Origin of the sequence: Paludisphaera borealis (assembly GCF_001956985.1) — a bacterium.
Classification (GTDB): Bacteria; Planctomycetota; Planctomycetia; order Isosphaerales; family Isosphaeraceae; genus Paludisphaera; species Paludisphaera borealis.
Genome location: NZ_CP019082.1, coordinates 964,057 through 981,928, shown reverse-complemented (window position 1 = coordinate 981,928; position 17,872 = coordinate 964,057). Strand labels below are relative to the sequence as shown.

General features: G+C 67.1%; 16 protein-coding genes. 5 read left to right on the top strand and 11 right to left on the bottom strand.

Annotated features, from left to right (window positions below; all coding sequences use genetic code 11):
* Window positions 1-111 precede the first annotated feature (111 nt).
* The 3 genes from BSF38_RS03835 to BSF38_RS03825 are packed head-to-tail and all read left to right on the top strand — an operon-like array spanning window position 112 to window position 2,396.
* Entirely contained in the window at window positions 112-444 is a 333-nt protein-coding gene (locus BSF38_RS03835) for a hypothetical protein (protein ID WP_076343534.1), read from the top strand.
* Window positions 441-1,727: a class I SAM-dependent rRNA methyltransferase gene (locus BSF38_RS03830; RefSeq protein ID WP_076343533.1), complete on the top strand. Its 1,287-nt coding sequence runs from the start codon at window positions 441-443 to the stop codon at window positions 1,725-1,727. Before BSF38_RS03835 ends, BSF38_RS03830 begins: the two co-directional genes overlap by 4 nt.
* 6 nt (window positions 1,728-1,733) lie before the next feature.
* Window positions 1,734-2,396, top strand: a complete 663-nt coding sequence (locus BSF38_RS03825) for a metal-dependent transcriptional regulator (RefSeq protein ID WP_076343532.1) — start codon at window positions 1,734-1,736, stop codon at window positions 2,394-2,396.
* 4 nt (window positions 2,397-2,400) lie between these two features.
* Here BSF38_RS03825 and thiO read toward each other — a convergent pair whose 3' ends face one another.
* The 6 genes from thiO to BSF38_RS03795 form a co-directional block, all read right to left on the bottom strand.
* Entirely contained in the window at window positions 2,401-3,543 is a 1,143-nt protein-coding gene (gene thiO, locus BSF38_RS03820) for a glycine oxidase ThiO (RefSeq protein ID WP_076343531.1), read from the bottom strand.
* Window position 3,544: 1 nt separating this feature from the next.
* Window positions 3,545-4,402 carry a hypothetical protein gene (locus BSF38_RS03815; RefSeq protein WP_076343530.1) on the bottom strand — a complete coding sequence of 286 codons (858 nt, stop codon included), beginning with the start codon at window positions 4,400-4,402 and terminating at the stop codon, window positions 3,545-3,547.
* Between the two features lie 100 nt (window positions 4,403-4,502).
* Window positions 4,503-7,004, bottom strand: a complete 2,502-nt coding sequence (locus BSF38_RS03810; RefSeq protein ID WP_076343529.1) for a TadG family pilus assembly protein — start codon at window positions 7,002-7,004, stop codon at window positions 4,503-4,505.
* A 168-nt stretch (window positions 7,005-7,172) separates the two neighbouring features.
* Entirely contained in the window at window positions 7,173-8,159 is a 987-nt protein-coding gene (locus tag BSF38_RS03805) for a glycosyltransferase (RefSeq protein ID WP_076343528.1), read from the bottom strand.
* 239 nt (window positions 8,160-8,398) lie between these two features.
* Window positions 8,399-8,860 (bottom strand): TadE/TadG family type IV pilus assembly protein, encoded by a 462-nt coding sequence (locus BSF38_RS03800; protein WP_076343527.1) that lies wholly within the window; start codon window positions 8,858-8,860, stop codon window positions 8,399-8,401.
* A gap of 51 nt (window positions 8,861-8,911) precedes the next feature.
* Window positions 8,912-9,424 carry a TadE/TadG family type IV pilus assembly protein gene (locus tag BSF38_RS03795; protein ID WP_076343526.1) on the bottom strand — a complete coding sequence of 171 codons (513 nt, stop codon included), beginning with the start codon at window positions 9,422-9,424 and terminating at the stop codon, window positions 8,912-8,914.
* Window positions 9,425-9,712: 288 nt separating this feature from the next.
* Here BSF38_RS03795 and BSF38_RS03790 point away from each other — a divergent pair, with 288 nt between their 5' ends.
* Together BSF38_RS03790 and BSF38_RS03785 are read left to right on the top strand one after the other, a co-directional pair.
* Window positions 9,713-9,991: a hypothetical protein gene (locus BSF38_RS03790; RefSeq protein WP_076350577.1), complete on the top strand. Its 279-nt coding sequence runs from the start codon at window positions 9,713-9,715 to the stop codon at window positions 9,989-9,991.
* A gap of 214 nt (window positions 9,992-10,205) precedes the next feature.
* Complete coding sequence (locus BSF38_RS03785) at window positions 10,206-11,042, top strand: 3-keto-disaccharide hydrolase (protein ID WP_083712673.1); 837 nt, start codon at window positions 10,206-10,208, stop codon at window positions 11,040-11,042.
* Window positions 11,043-11,082: 40 nt separating this feature from the next.
* On the opposite strand, the gene ggt is transcribed toward BSF38_RS03785, so the two are convergent.
* The 5 genes from ggt to BSF38_RS03760 all read right to left on the bottom strand — a co-directional run bounded on the left by ggt (window position 11,083) and on the right by BSF38_RS03760 (window position 17,724).
* Complete coding sequence (gene ggt / locus BSF38_RS03780) at window positions 11,083-12,777, bottom strand: gamma-glutamyltransferase (protein ID WP_076350575.1); 1,695 nt, start codon at window positions 12,775-12,777, stop codon at window positions 11,083-11,085.
* Between the two features lie 56 nt (window positions 12,778-12,833).
* Window positions 12,834-13,769, bottom strand: coding sequence for a ribokinase (rbsK, locus tag BSF38_RS03775; RefSeq protein ID WP_076343525.1), 936 nt, complete (start codon window positions 13,767-13,769; stop codon window positions 12,834-12,836).
* 57 nt (window positions 13,770-13,826) lie between these two features.
* Window positions 13,827-15,425, bottom strand: coding sequence for a c-type cytochrome domain-containing protein (locus BSF38_RS03770; RefSeq protein WP_076343524.1), 1,599 nt, complete (start codon window positions 15,423-15,425; stop codon window positions 13,827-13,829).
* Window positions 15,426-15,542: 117 nt separating this feature from the next.
* Entirely contained in the window at window positions 15,543-16,652 is a 1,110-nt protein-coding gene (locus BSF38_RS03765) for a hypothetical protein (RefSeq protein ID WP_076343523.1), read from the bottom strand.
* A 124-nt stretch (window positions 16,653-16,776) separates the two neighbouring features.
* On the bottom strand, window positions 16,777-17,724 hold the full coding sequence (locus BSF38_RS03760) for a 5-oxoprolinase subunit C family protein (RefSeq protein ID WP_076343522.1): 948 nt from the start codon (window positions 17,722-17,724) through the stop codon (window positions 16,777-16,779).
* Window positions 17,725-17,872: the final 148 nt, after the last annotated feature.

Below are 17,872 nucleotides of genomic sequence, written 5' to 3'. Positions count from 1 at the left end.
CGGCTCTGGTCGGCATGACGTGGACGATCCACTAGTTTATAATGGATGGCGGTGAGAATGAAACGGGAATACTGGCTTGGCCCTGGAGTAAAGGGCGGAGAGAGACGCGATATGGCGGAGATGAGTGCAGGCGCGGCGCTGAGGCAGCTCAAGCAAGCCCACGCCGGTCTGAAGAAAGCGCGGCAGTTGATGAGGCAGGGGCGGGAGAACCCCGGATTGACGCCGAGGATCGTCGACGCCGGCTGGGCCAGTCTGATTCAGGCGCACCGCCTGATGGCCGAGATTCCGCGAGCGGCGGTCGATGAAGCGGTTTTGACGCAGCAACTTTCGGTTCAGCGGTACGCGACGGCGCTTCTGGTCCGGCTGCGCCGGCTCCTGCGAACCGGTGACGCCGGCGACGGCGGCGAGGACATTGACGCGCTCGACGCGGACGACGACGAATGAGCAACCAGCCTCGACCAAGAACCCGAACCGCCCCCGTGGCGGCTCAGACGATCCCCGACCGCAGCCTGGACCCCGACGTCCCGCTGCCGGTCGTGGCGATCCGCACTCCGGGAATGCACCCGTTCATCTTCCGGAAGATGATCGACGGCGTCCGGGGCCCGCTCGTCGCCAATCCCGGCGACCTCGTCCAGATCGTCGACCGCGACGGCCGGCCGCTGGGCTACGGGCTCTGGAACCCCCGTTCCCAGATCAGCCTGCGGCTTCTGTCGCGCGCGCCCGAGGCGCCCGGGACCGAGTTCTGGGTCCGGCGGATCGACGAGGCGGTGAGCCTGCGTCTCAACACACTCGGACTCGAACAGGAAACCAACGCCTACCGGGTCGTCCACGCCGAGGGGGACGGGCTCTCCGGCCTGATCGTCGACCGCTACGACGACGTCCTCTCGGTCGAGATCAACAGCCTGGGGATGTACCAGCGGATCGGTCCGATCCTCGAACTGTTCGCCGGTCGGCTCGGGACGAAGCACTTCCGGGTGCACGTCGCCGAGCGGGTGGCGCTTCAGGAGGATTTCTCGGGGAGGCCGCTGGCCAGCCCCCAGCTTCCGCCCCGGATCACCGTCTCCGAGCACGGAATCCGCTACCGGATCCACTTCGCCGAGGCTCATAAAACCGGCTTCTTCTGCGACCAGCGCGACAACCGCCGCGACCTGGCGAAGTTCTGCAACGACCGCACCGTGCTCGACGCCTGCTGCTACACCGGCGGCTTCGGCCTCAACGCGCTCATCCGCGGCAAGGCCCGCGAGGTCACCTGCATCGACCTCGATGAAAAAGCCGTGGCGCTGGCCAAGGAGAACGGCAACGCCAACAGCGTGCGACTCGACGTCGTCCACGCCGACGCCTTCGGCTACATGCGGCAGATGGGGCAGAACGAGCGGACGTACGGCGTCGTCGTCCTTGACCCGCCCAAGCTGATCCTCGACCGCGACGACGTCGCGCCCGGCAAGCGCAAGTACTTCGACCTCAACGTCATGGGGATGAAACTGGTCGAGCCCGGCGGCCTGCTTCTGACCTGCTCGTGCTCGGGCCTGCTCGACGCGCCCGAATTCCTGTCGCTGTTGCGGGCCGCGGCTCGGAAGGCGAACCGGAGCGTCCAGCTTCTCGCGATGACCGGCGCGTCGGCCGACCACCCGGTCGCCCTCGACGCGCCCGAAAGCTCGTACCTCAAGGTCGCCTGGCTCCGCATCGGCGAACGATTGCCCGACGAATTTTTTGAACCCGGAGTTTGAGCCGTCGTGGCAAGCCTGACTGTCGAGAACTACGTCAAATCGATCGCGCTCATCGCCGCTCGGAACCCGGCCGGGACCGCCGTCAGCACGGGTCAACTGGCCCTGGCGCTGGGGGTCTCGCCGGGGACCGTCACCGGCATGCTCAAGACGCTCTCGGAGGCGGCGCTGGCGACCTATACGCCGTACGAAGGCGCGCGGCTGAGCGACGCGGGCAACCGGCTGGCCCTGATGGTGATCCGCCGGCACCGGTTGCTCGAATTGTTCCTCGCCCGCACGCTCGAAATGTCGTGGGACGAGGTGCATGAAGAGGCCGAGCACATGGAGCACGCGGTCTCGGAACGCTTGATCGACCGCATTGAGGACTTTCTCGGCCATCCGGCCGTCGACCCGCACGGCGACCCGATCCCGGGGGCCGACGGCTCGCTGACCGAACCGAAGGGGATCCCGCTGTCGCAGTGCGGTCGCGGCCAGCATTTCCGGGTCATCCGCGTGCTCGATCAAGACCCGGCGTTCCTCCGCTACCTGACCGAGTGCCGGCTCGATCTGAACGCCGAGGGCGAACTGTGCGAGAACCGCCCCGAGTCGGCCGCCGTCGTCTGCCGACTGGGCGGGCGCGACGTCGCGCTGGGCCTCTCGGCGGCTGAAAAAGTCCTCGTTCAGACCCGCTGAGAGATCACGAGCGGAACACGTCGTCGCCGGTCGACGGCTCGCGATCGATGCGGAAGTGGGCGAGGTCGATCCTCGGCGGCCGGCCGAGCACGAGGTCGACGGCCAGCTCGGCCGTGGCCGGCGAGAGCTGAAGCCCCGCGCGCTTGTGCCCGGAGGCGACGACCACGTTGCGATAGCCGGGCACCAGCCCGATGTACGGCCGGGTGTCGAAGCTGCCGGGACGAAGCCCGGTCCAGGTCGCTTCCACCCGGGCCTCCTTCAACTCCGGACAGAGCCGCACGGCCGCCTCGGTCAGCGCTCGGAACGCGTCGGCCGTCGGCAGGACGTCGAAACCCGCGTCCTCCTCAGTCGCGCCAACCAGGATGCGGTCGTCGTCGCGAGGAACCAGGTAAGTCTTGCCATGCTCGACGATCCGTCGAAGCAGGGGACGATCGCCACGCAGCAGCACGAGCTGGCCCTTCAGCGGGGGCGTCGGCGCGTGCACACCGAGAGCGTCGAGCAAACGCCCCGACCACGCTCCAGCCGCGACGATCACCTGATCGGCCTGGAACGCCCCGGCCTCGGTCCGGACCTCGACGACGCGGTCGCCGCGCGCGATGAAGCCCTCGACGGCGCAATTCGCGCGGATCACGCCCCCTCGGCCCGTGAAGGCGACGGCCAGCGCGCGGAGGTGTCGCGGATTGCGCACCTGCGCGCGGTCGGGGAGGAAGTAGACGAGGCGAAGCTCGGGGTTGAGCGCTGGCTCGACCCGCCCGAAATCGCCGGCCGCGAGCCGCTCGAACGCGATCCCCTCGACCCGCCATCGGCCGGCGGTGGTCCGCAGCGCCTGCTCCTCGGCCTCGGTCCAGGCGACGTCGACCCCGCCGGTCCGGCGATAGCCGTTGTCGATTCCGGTCTCGTCGAGGAGAGCCGCCGACCACTCGGGGTACAGCCGCGCGCTCCAAGAGCGGAGTTCGACGCTGGGATGGATCGGCCCCGGACGCGGCTCGGACTGCGGCGGCAGCATGCCGGCCCCGGCCCACGAGGCCTCGCGCCCCAGTTCGGTGCGGTCGAGGATCACGCACGAGACCCCCGATCGGGCCAGGGCGTAGCCGATCGACAGCCCGATCACGCCTCCTCCCACGATCACGACTTCATATCTGGCCATCTTATCGAGTCTTTCCCGCCGTCGCGGAGGCCGAGGCGCGTCTCCAGACCCGTTCGGCGATCCGGTCGACGCCGCGGTTCTCGCTGACGTGGATCAGGTCCATACCGTCCCAGGCCACGCCCTCGGTCCCGAGCGGCTCGTGGAACACCTCGGCCAGCAGTCGCAGCTTGTCCCACGACCGTGCGTCGGCGCGTTCGTAGACGCGCGTCACGCGGTTGCCGCAGACCGCCAGCAGCCGGCCGTCGGCCGAGAGGTCGGCCCCGGTCGCGGACTCGACGAAGCGGGGTAGAACCCCGATCCGCCGGGCGGTCGCGGGACGCAAGAGCGGAGCGGGGGGGTTGAACGAAACCTCGCGCAGCTCGGCCTCGCGGCCGTCGAACCGCTTGGTCACGATGATCGCCCGGTCGCCGTCGACGACGAGCGCCTCGGCGTCGAACCGATCGTCGCGCGACATCGCGTAAAACGACGACGCCAGCGGCTTGATCGGGCCGGCGGACGGCTTGCCCGGGTCGGGCTCGGCGATCTGGTGGATCATCCGGATCGCCAGGCGGCCGTTGTTGTTGCCGATGTCGCCGATGTAAAGCCGACCCTGACCGTCGATAGCGAGGTCTTCCCAGTCCAGGTTGGGAACGGCGATCGCGAACTTGTTGAGGATGCGTCCCCGGCGATCGATCGCGAACAGCGTCGCGGGATTGCCGGAGTCGTTGTGGACCCAGAAAACATCGGAGTGCCGACGGCTCTTGACGACCCCCGACGACTCAGGGATCTCCCGGAGATCGAACCGGCCCAGCGGCTCGAAGTCGGGGGGATCACCGGCGAAGAGGAGCAACGTCGCGGCGAGAGCGATGAGGCGGAGCATGGGGCAAGGACCTTCCGACCAGCGGTCAAGGCAAGGCCCCATGATAGCGGGAACGCGGCCCGAGGGCCACCATCCAGCTCCCGCGCCGACCGCGGCGAGACTACTGGATCAAAGTGATCGGCACGGGCTTCAGGTTCATGATGTTCTGGAAGGCGTTGACCAGCCGCGACTGCCGTTGCTGGAGGGTGCCGATGCACCACTTGAAGCCGTTGGCTGGATCGGACGCCGACGACGGAAAGACGGTCCCGCCGATGCCCGAGACCTGTTGCAACAGGGCGACCGAGCTGGTCTGAACCGACGACGGCGATTCGAAGATTCCGCCGAACGCCAGGCAATGGATCGTCACCGGCTTCCCCGGCGTTCCAAAGCCCGGCCGCCCCTGATTCGGCGAGTACGGCAGGACGCCGGGCGCGCTGACCGCGGCTCCGCTCGACGTGTTGCAGATGTTCTGCACGGTCTGGAAGAGGTTCGCATCGGTATATCCGACGGAGTTCAGCGTCTGGCCGGGCTGGATTTGATAGTACGAGCTGTAATTCGAACTGGTCGAGAAGCCGTTGGCGGGAGTCACCCCCTGGTTGGCCATGCCGTCGGTCTCGTAGACGATCAGCCGTTGAGCGCCGACGCGGCCCTCGCCGCCGACCCCCGCCGCGGTCGACAGATCGAGCGCCTGCAACGTGTTGCTGCAACTGAACTGGTTGTAGGCCAGCATGAAGCCGTACACCGACGTGGTGTTGGAGCACCAGTCGCCGAAGGCCCTGGGCGTCTGCGAGCCGTTGGCGTCCCAGGGGCGGACGTCGCTCGTGCCGCTGTTGGGGGGCACCCAGAGCGAGTTGATCATCGGCTGGATGTTGTTGGTGAGGCTGTATTGCGCCAGGTTGAAGGCGCCGGTTCCGCTGGCGCCGCCGTTGAAGAGGGGGCGGCTGAAGAGGATCATCGACACCAGGTCGTTGGGGTGGTTGTTCTGGATGTCTTCCAGCGCCTGGCCGAGGCCGGCCTTCATGCTGTACATCGAGATGTCGTGCGCGGTGCCGGGAAGGATGCCGGTGTCGGACATGAACTGGATCATCGTCATCGGGCCGAACCAGAGTCGGTGGCGGGGCCGTTTGGGATTGTCGGCGTAATTCATATACGCCGGGGTGGAACCGGTGGGGGGCGAGCTGATCTTGACGGTCCCGAAGGTGTAGTCCGGGCCGTAGCTCATCGACGGGTTGCCGGGCGTCTGGACGCCGTTGAACGGATCGCGCCAGGAGCCGACGACGTAGTCGATGTACTCTTTCCAGAACCGCTGATTGGAGTCGGTGATCGCCGAATTGAGCTGGGTGTGCGTGTAAGCCGACGCGGGCACGTCGGTCGGAATCAGGTTGTAGTAGAGGATGTTGCCCGACCGCAGTTGCGAAGGAAACGGGTTGGGCGTCGCCTTGATCCACGCGAGGATCGCCTTGTAATTGATCGTGTAATAGCCCGACGGACTGCGCCAGTTGCCGCTGGCGTCCCAGAGGACGGTGTTGTCCTTGGTCCCGAAATAGAGCTGTCGCCAATCGTAGGCCGCTCGCGGATCGGGGGGCCAGACGAAGAAGGTCTTGCCCCAATACCGCGGCCCTTGGATGTAGCCGAGCGTCGCATAACCGCTGGTTTCAAAAGCCGTGTTCTTCGTCGTCGAGCCTGTGTAATCCTGGACCGTGGCGGCGTAAACCGTGGTCGAGCCCGACTTGAAGAGGTACTTGTCGCCGCCGGCGCGGTTGGTTGAATCGAGCGCGGCGTCGGACGCGGCCGTGAAGGCCGAGGCGGTCGACGAGGCGCCACGGTTGTTCGACCAGAAGTCGTTGACCATCGCGGGAATGCCGAGCGCCGAGATCGAGACGTTGGATTTGCCGATCCGGGGGTCGTTCGAGAGCGGGTTCGAGGCGTCGGCGGCCGGGCTCAGCAGGTTGGCGTAGTTGGTGTAGTTGGAATAGTTCTTGTCATTGCTGTAGTGTCCGAACTTGGGGTAGACGGTCTCCTGGTTGTTCGACGTGTTGTTGGGGTTGCTGGTGCTGCCCTGGCCGTTGTCGAGGTAGCTCTCGCAGTTCCAGAGGTCGCTCTCGTTGTTCATCGACCCCGAGTAGTCGAGGACGATGGCGACGTCGCGCGGGCGGTGGGCGGCGACGGCCGTCGCCGCGACCTTGAACGCCGAGTAGCCGAGAACCTGGGCGAACGTCGTCGGGCACGATTTGTTGATCGTCACCTTCGTCAGATTGTAGCTCTCGTTCGACTGCACGGAGTACGACGGCGAGAACTGCTGTTTCGAGCGGTCGTAGCGGTACGAGCCGTGCTGGACGGTCACCTCCGTCGAGGCGATCGGATCGCCCATGACCTTGTAATAGCCGGCCGCGTTCTTGGCGTTGGTCGTGGCCGAGGCGAGGTTTTGCGGCATGACCCCGTCGAGCGTTCGCGCCCCAGTCATCGCGGCGACGTCGGCGGCGCTCTGGCACTCGACCTTGGCCACGGCGATCCGCCCCACGTCCACGGCCAGGGCCGCCATGCCCGTGAGCGCGACCATGCTCACCGCGACCAAGGGCGCGACGCCTCCCGACGGTCCCCTGCGCTGGTTCAAGCGAATCACGGCGATCCTCCTTCGGCGAAGGCGTGACGACGTGTCGTCGCCTCGCTTCCACTTTCCGTCATGGACACATCAGCTCGATTACGGCTCACTCGGCGTCGGTCTCGGTGGCGACGGGAGAGGGGCGGTTCTCGTCCTTCGGGGGCTCCGATCGGCCGAGAGGTTCCACTTTTATCGCGCCCGACCGTCCCGGTAGACCCGTTTGACGTCGTTGATCAGATCAATCTTGGAGGTGTATCTGAGATAACGACCGTTGAGCATCTCCCGACAAAAAGCCCCGACGCGCGTCGGCAAAGTTCCGCGGAGCTTGCGGCGCGCGTTGAGATGCGCGAGTTTTTGCTCCAGTATTCTCAATGCGTCTTTGCGATAGAGGCGGTGCTCGTGGAGGCGGAGGCGTTGCAGAGCATCGCTGAAATACCTCGCGTTCCGTTCGATTTCGGTGAGGAAGTGATCGACTCCGCCCGGATCGTCGCTCTTCGCGGGCTTGTCGAAGAAGACGCCGCAAAGCTGGGATGTGTGAGTTCGGTATTTCATCAAGGGCTTTTCGATGCATCTCGTCGGGGTCAGAGCCGCGAGAATCAGACAGGTCCACATGTCATGCGACGTCGACGTCGGGAAGGGGAGGATCGCCTCCTTCAGACTCGCGCTGAACGACATCGTGCATCCATAGAGCCGAGGAGACCGGATGCACATGTCGAACAACCTGCCCCGAGGTATCTCCGCGAGTCGCTTGCCGCCCAGGTGCTGAACGTCGAAATGCGTGAACCCGCGCGGGGCCATTTTTTCATCGCAGACTTCCGCGTTGCTGAAGACGAAACCGACGTCCGGCGCCGACAGATGAGTCGATTCATGCATGGCCAACTTATCCGGCAGCCATCGATCGTCGTGGTCGGAGAAGAAGATCAGGTCGCCGGTGGAGAGCCGGACGGCCTGCTCGAAATTCCTGATGATCCCGAGCTGCGGCTCGTTGACGACGACACGCGTCGGGAAAGGGCTGTTCCTCGCGAACTCATGGAGGATTTCCGAAGTCCGGTCGGTCGATTGATCGTCGCATATGACGAGTTCGTCCGGCTTTCGCGTCTGGTTGGCAAAGGATTCGAGCTGTTCCCCGACGAAACGCTCGCTGTTGTACGACGTCATGGCGATGGAAATGCGCATCAAATTGGATCCGGCTTCCAGGTAATGAATTCAACTCACGTCGAGATCGTGGCGGCGAGGGAGCCCTTGTGTCGCGGATAGGGCGCCATCCACCCGAAGGCTGTAACGATCTCGAATGGCGGGCGACGCCCCATTCGCATGGTCGGGGACCTCACATCGCCATCAGTCCCGCATGAGAAATCCACACTATTTAATTCGAGAGATCACCAACAAACACTAACAACTCTGGATTACACGTGTCAATTGGCCTCACTGAGCATCATCACGACGGCCTGCAACGGCATCGGATTGGGCACGATCCCGAACGTGCTGGCGATGACCGGTTTGTAATTGCCGCTGATCTTCACGACCAGGGCGCCGCCGTACGGCGTCTGGTCCCATGCGCCGATCGAGTTCCCGGTGGCGGGGTCGGCCTGGTAGACGCTCACCGCGAGACTGGACAGCGGCTGGCCGACCAGATACGCCGTCGCGGCGGCCTGGATCTGCGAGGTCGTCGCCGGAGGGTTCGACGCCGTGCCGACCACCGCGATCCGGGCCCCCTCGCGGGCCGCGTTCAGCATCAGTTGGCGAATCATCACGAGCCGGCCGTACTCGAAGATCCCCAGGACCATGAGCAGCAAGACGTTGAGGACCACGGCCGTCTCGACCACCGCCGCCCCGCGCCGTCGCCTCCGCGCCTGCTGGATTCCTGAAACGCGCATCGCAATCGTCCTTCCGTCGCCGTCGCCTCCGAGTCCGGGCCGCCCGCGCGATCATCCCGTGGGTGGCTGGGGGACCGTCGTGGGATACGGCAGGTTCTTGAGCGAGAGCCACATGGACTCGGCCCGCAGCAGCGTGGCGTTGGTGATCATCGGCAGGTTGATCCAGCGCACGTCCTGGTATGGGATCGTGACCGTCACCTTCAACAGATCGAGGGGGGCGGCCTGGGAGACGTCGATGGACTTGACGACCGGCGGGTTGGTGTTCGATGACACCGCCACGGCGACCACGATGTTCTTGGTCATCACGCCCGACGTGTCGCCGAGGATTCGCCGAACGGAGTTGATCGCCGTCTGCTGCACCTGACTGTTGGTCATCAGCCCCGATCCCGCCTGTCGAGCCGCATCCCGAGTAGCGATGCAAAGGACCTGCTGGACCTGGAGAATCCGGCCGACCTCCCACACGCCCAGCAAGAGCGTCAAGAGCACCGGCAAGACGACGGCGGTCTCCACCGCCGCGATCCCGCGACGCCCTCGGTTCGTGATCTCGGCTCGACGCGCTCTCATCGTCTGGTTCCCACGCCCGGGTTGTCGGAGCCGCTCGCGACTCCCGATCAACCCTACGTCCAATTTTCGCCCCACGCCGAAAAAACGTCCGCGTCCGCCGCGCACCATGATTCCGCGAATCGACGAACGTCGAGCCGGATCGACGCCGATCGTGAACGGGGCGAGAGCGGCCCCCGCTTGCGAACCGGCCGGTCGACTGTCAAACTAGTCGACGATCGCGGGCGGAACGTCCGATTCGCCGCTTCGCCGACTCGCGTTCCATCACTGTCGCCGGAAGAGACACGCGCCATGGAAACGCCTCAGATCCGCCCCGGAGCCGTTTCGAGCCCGGAACCGAAACTTCGGGTCCTCGCCTACTTTTACAGCGCCGCCGAAGGCAACCTGGCCGTCCAGCTCTTGACCGGGATCGGCATCCCCAGCGACCGCCTGGGCGTCACCCCTCCCGACCAGCTCGAAGGGGGCCAGGGCATGCTCCTGTCGGTCGGCTGCCCCACCGAAGCGCTCCAGGCGAAAGCCGAGTCGATCCTCCGGAAGCTCGGCGGTGAAATCCATCGCCAGCGCGGCTGAGGCGAGGTCGACTCGCCTTCTCCCCCCGGAAGAAGGTGGCCGGAACGGCCGGATGAGAGTCGACGCTCGACCATGAATGTCGGCCCGTGATCTTTCCCGCCTGCCCCTCGGATCTCGAAACGCCACGACCCTCATGCGCCCCTTCGGGGCACCTTCTCCCGGGGGGAGAAGGGATGATCGCGACCGCCTTCCTTGAGAAAGAGAGCCTTCCCTCATGTTCGAATCGCGACTTCGCTCGTCCCTGACGATGTTGGTCCTGGGCCTGGGTCTGGGCTCGTGTCTCGCCGCCGGCGGCGCCGTTCGAGCCGATGCGCCGAAGGAAGCCGCGGCGAAGACGCCGCTCTATCAGTTCAACGGCAAGGACCTGACCGGGTTGTACGGCTATTTGCACGACCACAAATACGACGACCCCGACGGCGTGTTCTCCGTCGTCGACGGCGCGATCCACATCTCGGGCAAGGAGTTCGGCGGGCTCGCCACGCGCGATACGTTCTCGAACTACCGCCTGGTCACCGAGTGGAAATGGGGAGGCAAGACCTGGCCCCCGCGCGTCGAGAACGCCCGCGATTCGGGGATTCTGCTCCATTGCCAGGAGCCCGACGGCACCATCGGCGGGCACTGGATGGAATCGATCGAGTGCCAGATCATCGAGGGGGGGACCGGCGATTTCCTGGTCGTCAACAACGGCGGCAAGTTCAGCCTCACCTCCGAGACTCGCCGCGGCCCCGACGGCCAGCCGTACTACGAAAAAGGGGGCGAGTCCCTCACGCTCAAGGGGGGCCGGTTCAACTGGTGGGGCCGCGATCCGAAGTGGAAGGACGTGATCGGCATCCGAGGCGAGCGCGACGTCGAGAAGCCGGTCGGCGAGTGGAACACGCTGGAGGTCGTCTGCGACGGCGATGCCATCACCAACATCCTCAACGGCCAGGTGGTGAACGTCGGCTCCAAGGCGGGCGTGACCAAGGGCAAGCTCATGTTCCAGTCGGAAGGGGCCGAGATCGTCTTCCGAAAGATCGAGATCTGGCCTCTCGACAAGACCTCGGCCAAGTGACGAGCAAGCGCGCCGGGTGCTCCCCGGCGCGCGGCCCCTGTCAGTAGCCCATCGCGGCACCGTCCTTGCGTGACTCGGAGCCTCCCATCAGCACGCCGTGTTCGAGATCGATGCGGATCGCCTGATAGCCACCGTACCCGCCGCGCGAATCAAGCACTCGATGGCCCTTGGCTTCGAGGGCGCGGCGGACCTCCGGCCCGATTTCCGACTCCAGCGCGACCGAGCCGCCTCCCTGGGCCGGCGGGCCGCTGGGATCGGACGAGCCGAAATGGCAGAACCGCGGGGCGTCGCCGGCCTGCTGCACGTCCATGCCGAAATCGATGATGTTGCAGACGACCTGGACATGTCCCTGCGCCTGCATGTCGCCCCCCATCAGGCCAAAGCTCAGCCAGGGCTTGCCGTCCTTGGTGATGAACGCCGGGATGATCGTGTGGAACGGCCGTTTGCGGGGTTCCAATCGATTGGGGCGGCCGGGGTCGAGCGAGAACGACGTGCCCCGGTTCTGGAGCGCGAAACCGAGGTCGCCGGGGACGTGCCGCGAGCCGAAGCCGTGGTAGTTGCTCTGGATCAGGCTGACGCAGTTGAAATCGCCGTCGACAACCGTCATATAAATCGTGTCGCTGTGCTGAGGATCGCCGGCGCGGGGCTGGTCGCTGGCGCGTTCGGGGTCGATCTCCTTGCGGCGGTTGTCGGCGTAGCCCTTGGAGATCAGCTCGGCGACGGGGACGGAAACCTTGTCCGGGTCAGCGTAGTACTTCGCCCGGTCCTCGTAGGCGAGCTTCTTGGCCTCGATCATCAGGTGGAGCGCCTGGGCCGACTGCGGGCCCATGCTCTTGAGATTGTAGGCTTCCAGGAGGTTGAGCATCTGGAGCACCGCAATCCCCTGGCCGTTGGGGGGCAGTTCCCAGACGTCGTAGCCGCGATAGTTGGTCGAGACCGGCTCGACCCACGTCGACGCGTGCTCGGCGAAGTCGGGCAGGGCGAACAGCCCCCCCTCGGACTCGGAATAGCGGACGATCGCCTCGGCCAGCGGCCCCTTGTAATAGGCGTCGCGTCCCCCGTCGACGATCGCCTTCAACGACCGCGCCAGGCCCGGATTGCGGAAGACGTCGCCGGCGGCCGGCGCGTGGCCGTCGGGGAGGTAGCAGGCCGCCGAGGTCGGAATCCGGTCCAGCGCCGGAGCCGCGCCGTTCCAGTCGGCCGCGATGATCTCGGTGACGGGGAAGCCTTCCTCGGCGTACTGGATCGCCGGCGCGAGCAGGTCGGCCCACGGCCGGGTGCCGAATTTCCGCCGGAGCTGGTCCCAGCCGTCGACGCAGCCGGGGACCGACCAACTCAGCGGGCCGTGCGTCGGGATGGCGTCGAGCCCCTGGGCCTGGAAGAAGGCGATGTCGGCCCGCGCGGGGGAACGCCCGCTGGCGTTGAGGCCGTGGAGCTTCTTCGTCTTGGCGTCCCAGACGATCGCGAACAGGTCGCCGCCCATGCCGCACGACATCGGCTCGACGACGCCCAGCACGGCGTTGGCCGCGATCGCCGCGTCGACCGCGTTGCCCCCTTGCTGAAGAACCCGGATCGCCGCGGCGGTCGCCAGCGGCTGGCTGGTCGCCGCCATGCCGTGCCGAGCCATGACCACCGACCGGGACTTGTGCAGCGGGCCGGAAGGTCGATCATGGGCCGACGCCACGATCGCCAGACCGCCCACAAGAAACAAGGCATGAACAGGCGCGAACGTCATGGCCGTCGGCTCCTCTCGGTGCGTTTCCGGCGGCCAGATAACGAACGCCGGCCGGTTCAATCGGGGTTACGCGCAAGGTAGTCGATGGCTTCGCGGCGGGGAAGGGCCGACTGGGCGCCCGGCCGGGTGACGGCCAGGGCGGAGGCAGCGGCGGCCCAGGCGGCGGCCTCGGCCAGCGGGCGGTTCTCGGCCAGGGCGACGGCCAGGGCGCCGTTGAAGGCGTCGCCCGCGCCGACGGTGTCAACGGCGACGACCCGGCGCGCGGCGATCCGGTCGAACCGATCCCCCTCCGCCGTCAGGCAGCCTTCGGCACCCAGGGTGATCACGACGGCGCGAGGACCTTTCGCCATCAGCCGCCGCGCGCAATCGGCCCAGTCGGTCTCGGGCCGGGGCGAAATTCCCGCCAGCGCGGAGGCTTCCAGGCGGTTCGGCGTGACGACGTCGGCCGAGGCGAGCAGCTCGGCGACGTCCGGGCTGGCGGCGGCGGGCGCGGGGGCCGGGTTGAGGATCACGATCATGCCCGCGTCGCGACCGCGTCTCATGGCCGCGACGGCCGCGCGGTGGGGGATTTCAAGACCCGTCAACAGCACGTCGCCGCGCCGGAACAATGAAGCGGGGAGGCGGTCGACGTCTTCGGGCTCGATCCTGGCGTTGGCGCCCGAGGCCACGCCGATCATGTTCTCGCCGTCGTCGCCGACGAAGATGAGCGCGACCCCCGACGCGGTCTGATCGACGACCCGCACGTGGCTGACGTCGAGCCCCTCGCGGCGGAACAGGGCGAGCGCCTGGCGTCCCAGCTCGTCGTCGCCGACGGCGGCCACGAAAACGACCTCGGCCCCCGCGCGGCGGGCCGCGACGGCCTGGTTGGCCCCCTTGCCGCCGGGCGTGGTCGTGAACGCCCCCCCGAGAACCGTCTCGCCGGCCTCGGGAAGCCGGGGGAGACGGACTGTCATATCGGTGTTGCTCGATCCAATCACGACGACTCGGGCCATGGTTCGTTCACGCCTTCCTTGGTTTGCTCGTTAGGGCCGTCGCCGCCGCGATCGGGATCACTGATCGTTGCCGTAGGCGGCGGCCACCCATTCGCCGGTGGCGTTGAAAAACTCTTCCCGGGTCACTCCATAGGCGTCCTTGAGCACCTCGTCGAGCTTGTCGCCCCCCTGTCTCAGGCTCTTCGTCAGCGCGGGGAATTGTTCACGGTACTGGGGCGAGGTCAGGCACTCGACCAGGCCGAAGCTGATCGCGAGGAACTCGTCGGGCGAGACGCCGTTGCCGTCGCCCAGCACCTCGTTGGTCTTGGTCGACCAGCCCTGCTGATACTTTTCGAGGGCGGTCTGGCGAAGCGTGCGGTAGAAGTCGGCCCGGCGCTCGGTCTGCGAGGCCAGGTAAAGGCCGACGCCCGCCGCGAGCCAACGCGGCGACTTGCCGTCGGCCAGCACGGCCGACTCGGCCATGTGCTGGGTCAGCAGTCCGACCAGGCTCCGCTTGGCCCCCGCGCCGGAGGCGTCGCGGTCTTCGCCGCGGCGGCGGGTCGTCCTGCGTCGGGCGGCCGGTTCGTCCTTGCCGGCGGCGTCGTGAGGGTCGGCGACGACCACGTACGGCTCGGACGTGCGGAGGTCGCCCCGTCCCGCCTCCTCGGAGTCGACCTCGCCCTGTTGCACGGTGCGAACGAATTCGACGTAATCCTTGCGGTCGTCGAACACGTAGAGGCTGACCTTCTCGACCCATTCCGTCGGGCCCGGGCCGAGCAGCCGACGGAGGTTGCCGTACTGGGCTTCAACCGCCTTGAGCGTGCTGGCGGCGCGGTCCTTGGGCATGTTGGAGAACAGGACGAAATGGTCGCTCGGCGTGATCTCGGGCTTGAGCTTCGGATTGGCCTTCTTCCAGCGCTCCAGGCCGACCGCCTCGATCTTGGCCGCGCGATCTTTCGGGCTCAGCTTGGCCAGCTTCGAGCGTTCGACGTCGTCGAGCGACGCCGCGTACGACGCGATGAGCGCTTTGGGGTCGAGACCGGCGTCGAGCGTGGCGCCCGCCTTGACCCAGCCCTCGATCCGCGCGATCACGTCTTCCGCCAGGCCGTTGTTGTTGCCCCCCTGCGGCATCCGGGGCTCTTCCTGGCCCTTGATCCGCAAGACCATGTGGCTCTCGGCCGGCTTGCCGGGCAGGACGACCTTCTTGTTCGCGGTCGTCCCCTTCATCAGATTCTCGAAGGTCGTGAGGTCGAGCTTGCCCCGGTTCAGTCCCGGCTGGCCCTCGCGGTGACACCCGACGCAATTGGCGACGAGGATCGGCGCGATGTCCTGAGCGAACGACAGGCCGGCCGACTTCTTGTCCTGATCCTTGGCCTTCGCGGCGGTCGCGGTCTTCGCCGACGGGGAGGTGGACGGCTTGCGGGCCGACTTGGCGGTCGGGGTCGAAGCGCGCGGGCGGCGCGCCTTCTTCGTCGCCGCGCGCCGGCCCGTCGCCGGAGCGTCGTCCCCGTTCGCGTCGCCTTGCATCGCGTCGCCGGCCTGGACGGGCGCGTCGCCTTCGTCAAACGGTTCCTGGGCCGCCGCGCGGCCATGGAACGGGCTCAAGTGCTCTGGAGCCGAAACGAACCAGGCCGCCGCAAGCAAGAGGCCGGTCAGGGCTCGAGGCCGAAGCGTCATAAACATCGTCTCATCCCCGAATAGTCGATCGGCGAGCGAGAATGTGCATCTTAATTCTTGCTCGCGATGGGCGCTTTGGCAAGCTGCGCAAGCGCTCTCTATTCAGAGAAACGGCGGTCAACGACCGATCGTGACAGCCATTTCGGCGGTCGCCGATTGCTGGGCGAGGGTGTCGGTCTGGGTCAGGCGGATCGTATAGGCGCCGGGAACGATCGTTTCGGGAAGGGTGACCAGGGTGCTGACGAACGAATCACGGCGGAGGCTGTGGCAGCGGTCCTCGGCCTCGCCCAGAACCTCCCACGCCTTGGCGCCGTCCCTGGCGTCGACCAGTTCGACGCGGGTGGCGACGTGCGACACGAACTCGTCGCCTTGCCGCTCGTAGTGCAGGCCCGCCAGCTCGCAGTAGATCAGGACCTGGCGGCCGGCCTTGAGCGTCTGGGCGTCCATCGTCTCGAATGATCCGAATCCCTGGATATTGCGGCAAAGCTCGACCGCGTTGATCCCGAACGCCGAGGGTTCCCGGCGCGGCGATGGGGCCGGCTCGCTCGTCGTCGTGACGGGGGCGAGCAGGGCGACGGCCCTGGGCAGCATCGCCGGAACGGCCGCGGCTGAGAGGTCGGCGGGGAGGCGGTCGACCAGCTCGACGCAGGCGTTCCAGAGCTTCGCCTTATCGACTTCGGTCGGACCGGCGGGCTCCTCGGCACCGGCGAGCTTGACGGCGGCGTCGCTCGGCGGCTTGGCGTCCGGCTTCTTGACGACGGCGGGGAGAGCCGCCGTTTTGACCTTCATTTCGGCCGGCACGGGGGCGGGCGGATCGGCCTCGGCCCGCATCAAGAGCCGCTGCTCGGCCTCGATCGCCTGGGCCCGCTTGAGCGCCGCGTCGAGCAACGGCGTGCCCGCCGGGGCGATCGACGGCCCGTCGGACGGCGTCGGAGCCAGAGCCAGAACTGGACTGGGAGTCGAGGTCGAAGTCGAAGCGGCGCGCTTCGTGGCGGCCGCCGCGACGGCGACGGGCGAAGGAGCCGACGGCTTCGGACCGGGGGCGGCCGACGCCTGATCGAGCGGCGAGAGGGCTTCCTGAAAGCCCACGGGCTTGCCGTCCGGCCCGATCGGCCGATCTCTGCCGAACGGGTGGTACGGCGAGCTACGGCAGCCGGTCGTCACGACCATGACGGCGATGCAGACGGCGACCCCGAAAACGTGCCGCGCCCAGCGATGATGCGACATCGTACGACCCTTGCCTGAAACCCGGGACCGAGGCTCGTGCTCCGGCACGTCGGCCGAAGAAGCGCCCGGTCGAAAAGACGTGAATGGAACGCCTGTGTACCCCAAGACGCCGGTCCCGGCAAGCTCAACCTGGCGTCCCCTCCGGCCGGAATTCCAGCTCGAACAGGTCGCGGGAGAGGGCGGTGATCGGCGCCGACCACCGCCGCTGGGCTTCGCGAGCCTGGCGATCGAGCCGACGGGCCTCGTCGATCGTCACCCGCCGAAACCGCAAGCCGTCGCCCGACCGGAGCTGGCCGACCCGGTCGAGATCGGCCGAAATCACCTGCGCGACGTGCGGATAGCCCCCCATCGTGCCGCACGCCACACCCAGGACGATCAGCCGCCCTCCCGCCGCCTGGATCGCCCCCGGAGCCACCGGAGCCGACAGCCGTTCGGCTTCGGGGACGACCGCCAGGGGCTCGCCCTCCAACCGCAGCCCCATGCGGTTGCTCCGCAGGCCGACCTGAAAGGGTTGATTCCAAAGGGCTTCCGAATCGGCGAGCGACGACGAATCAGGGCCGGGAAGGCACCGGAACGGCTCGCCGATCGGATCGGTCGCGGCCGACTCGACCGGCCGAGGCCGTCGGCCGTGCAGCCGGCTCGGGACGGCCGGCAGGAAGTCGCCCGCGCGGACGGGACGTTCCGACGACCGGCCGCCGAACCCACCGGCGACCGCCAGGTACGTCCGCGCGCCGGCGGTCGCCCGGCCGAGGATCAGCCGCTCGCCCGCTTTGAGAGTCGTACTCGAAGGGGAGATCACGGATCGCCGACCGCCGTCCGGATCGACGATCGACGCCTCCATATCCGCGCCCGCCAGCGCGATTCCGAGGTCGCAGCGAGCCTCGAAGACGCCGCCATGAAGGGTCAGCTCCAGACCGGCGGCGTCCGGCGGATTGCCAGCAAAGGCGTTGGCCAGCGCAAGCGACCGCCGATCAAACGCGCCGCCGACCGGCACGCCCCATTCGCGAAAGCCAGGCCGGCCGAGGTCTTGCACGGTCGTCCAGAGTCCGGGGTTGACGACGAGTAGTCCCATGTTGGTTCGGGGAACTTCACCACGGAGGACTCGGAGAGCACGGAGGGAAAACAACTCAATTAATCTCTTCCCGAATCATTCTCGATTCCTCTCCGCTTCTGCTCCGCGTCCTCCGTGGTGAGATGAATTGATGAGTTTCTTCCTGCCC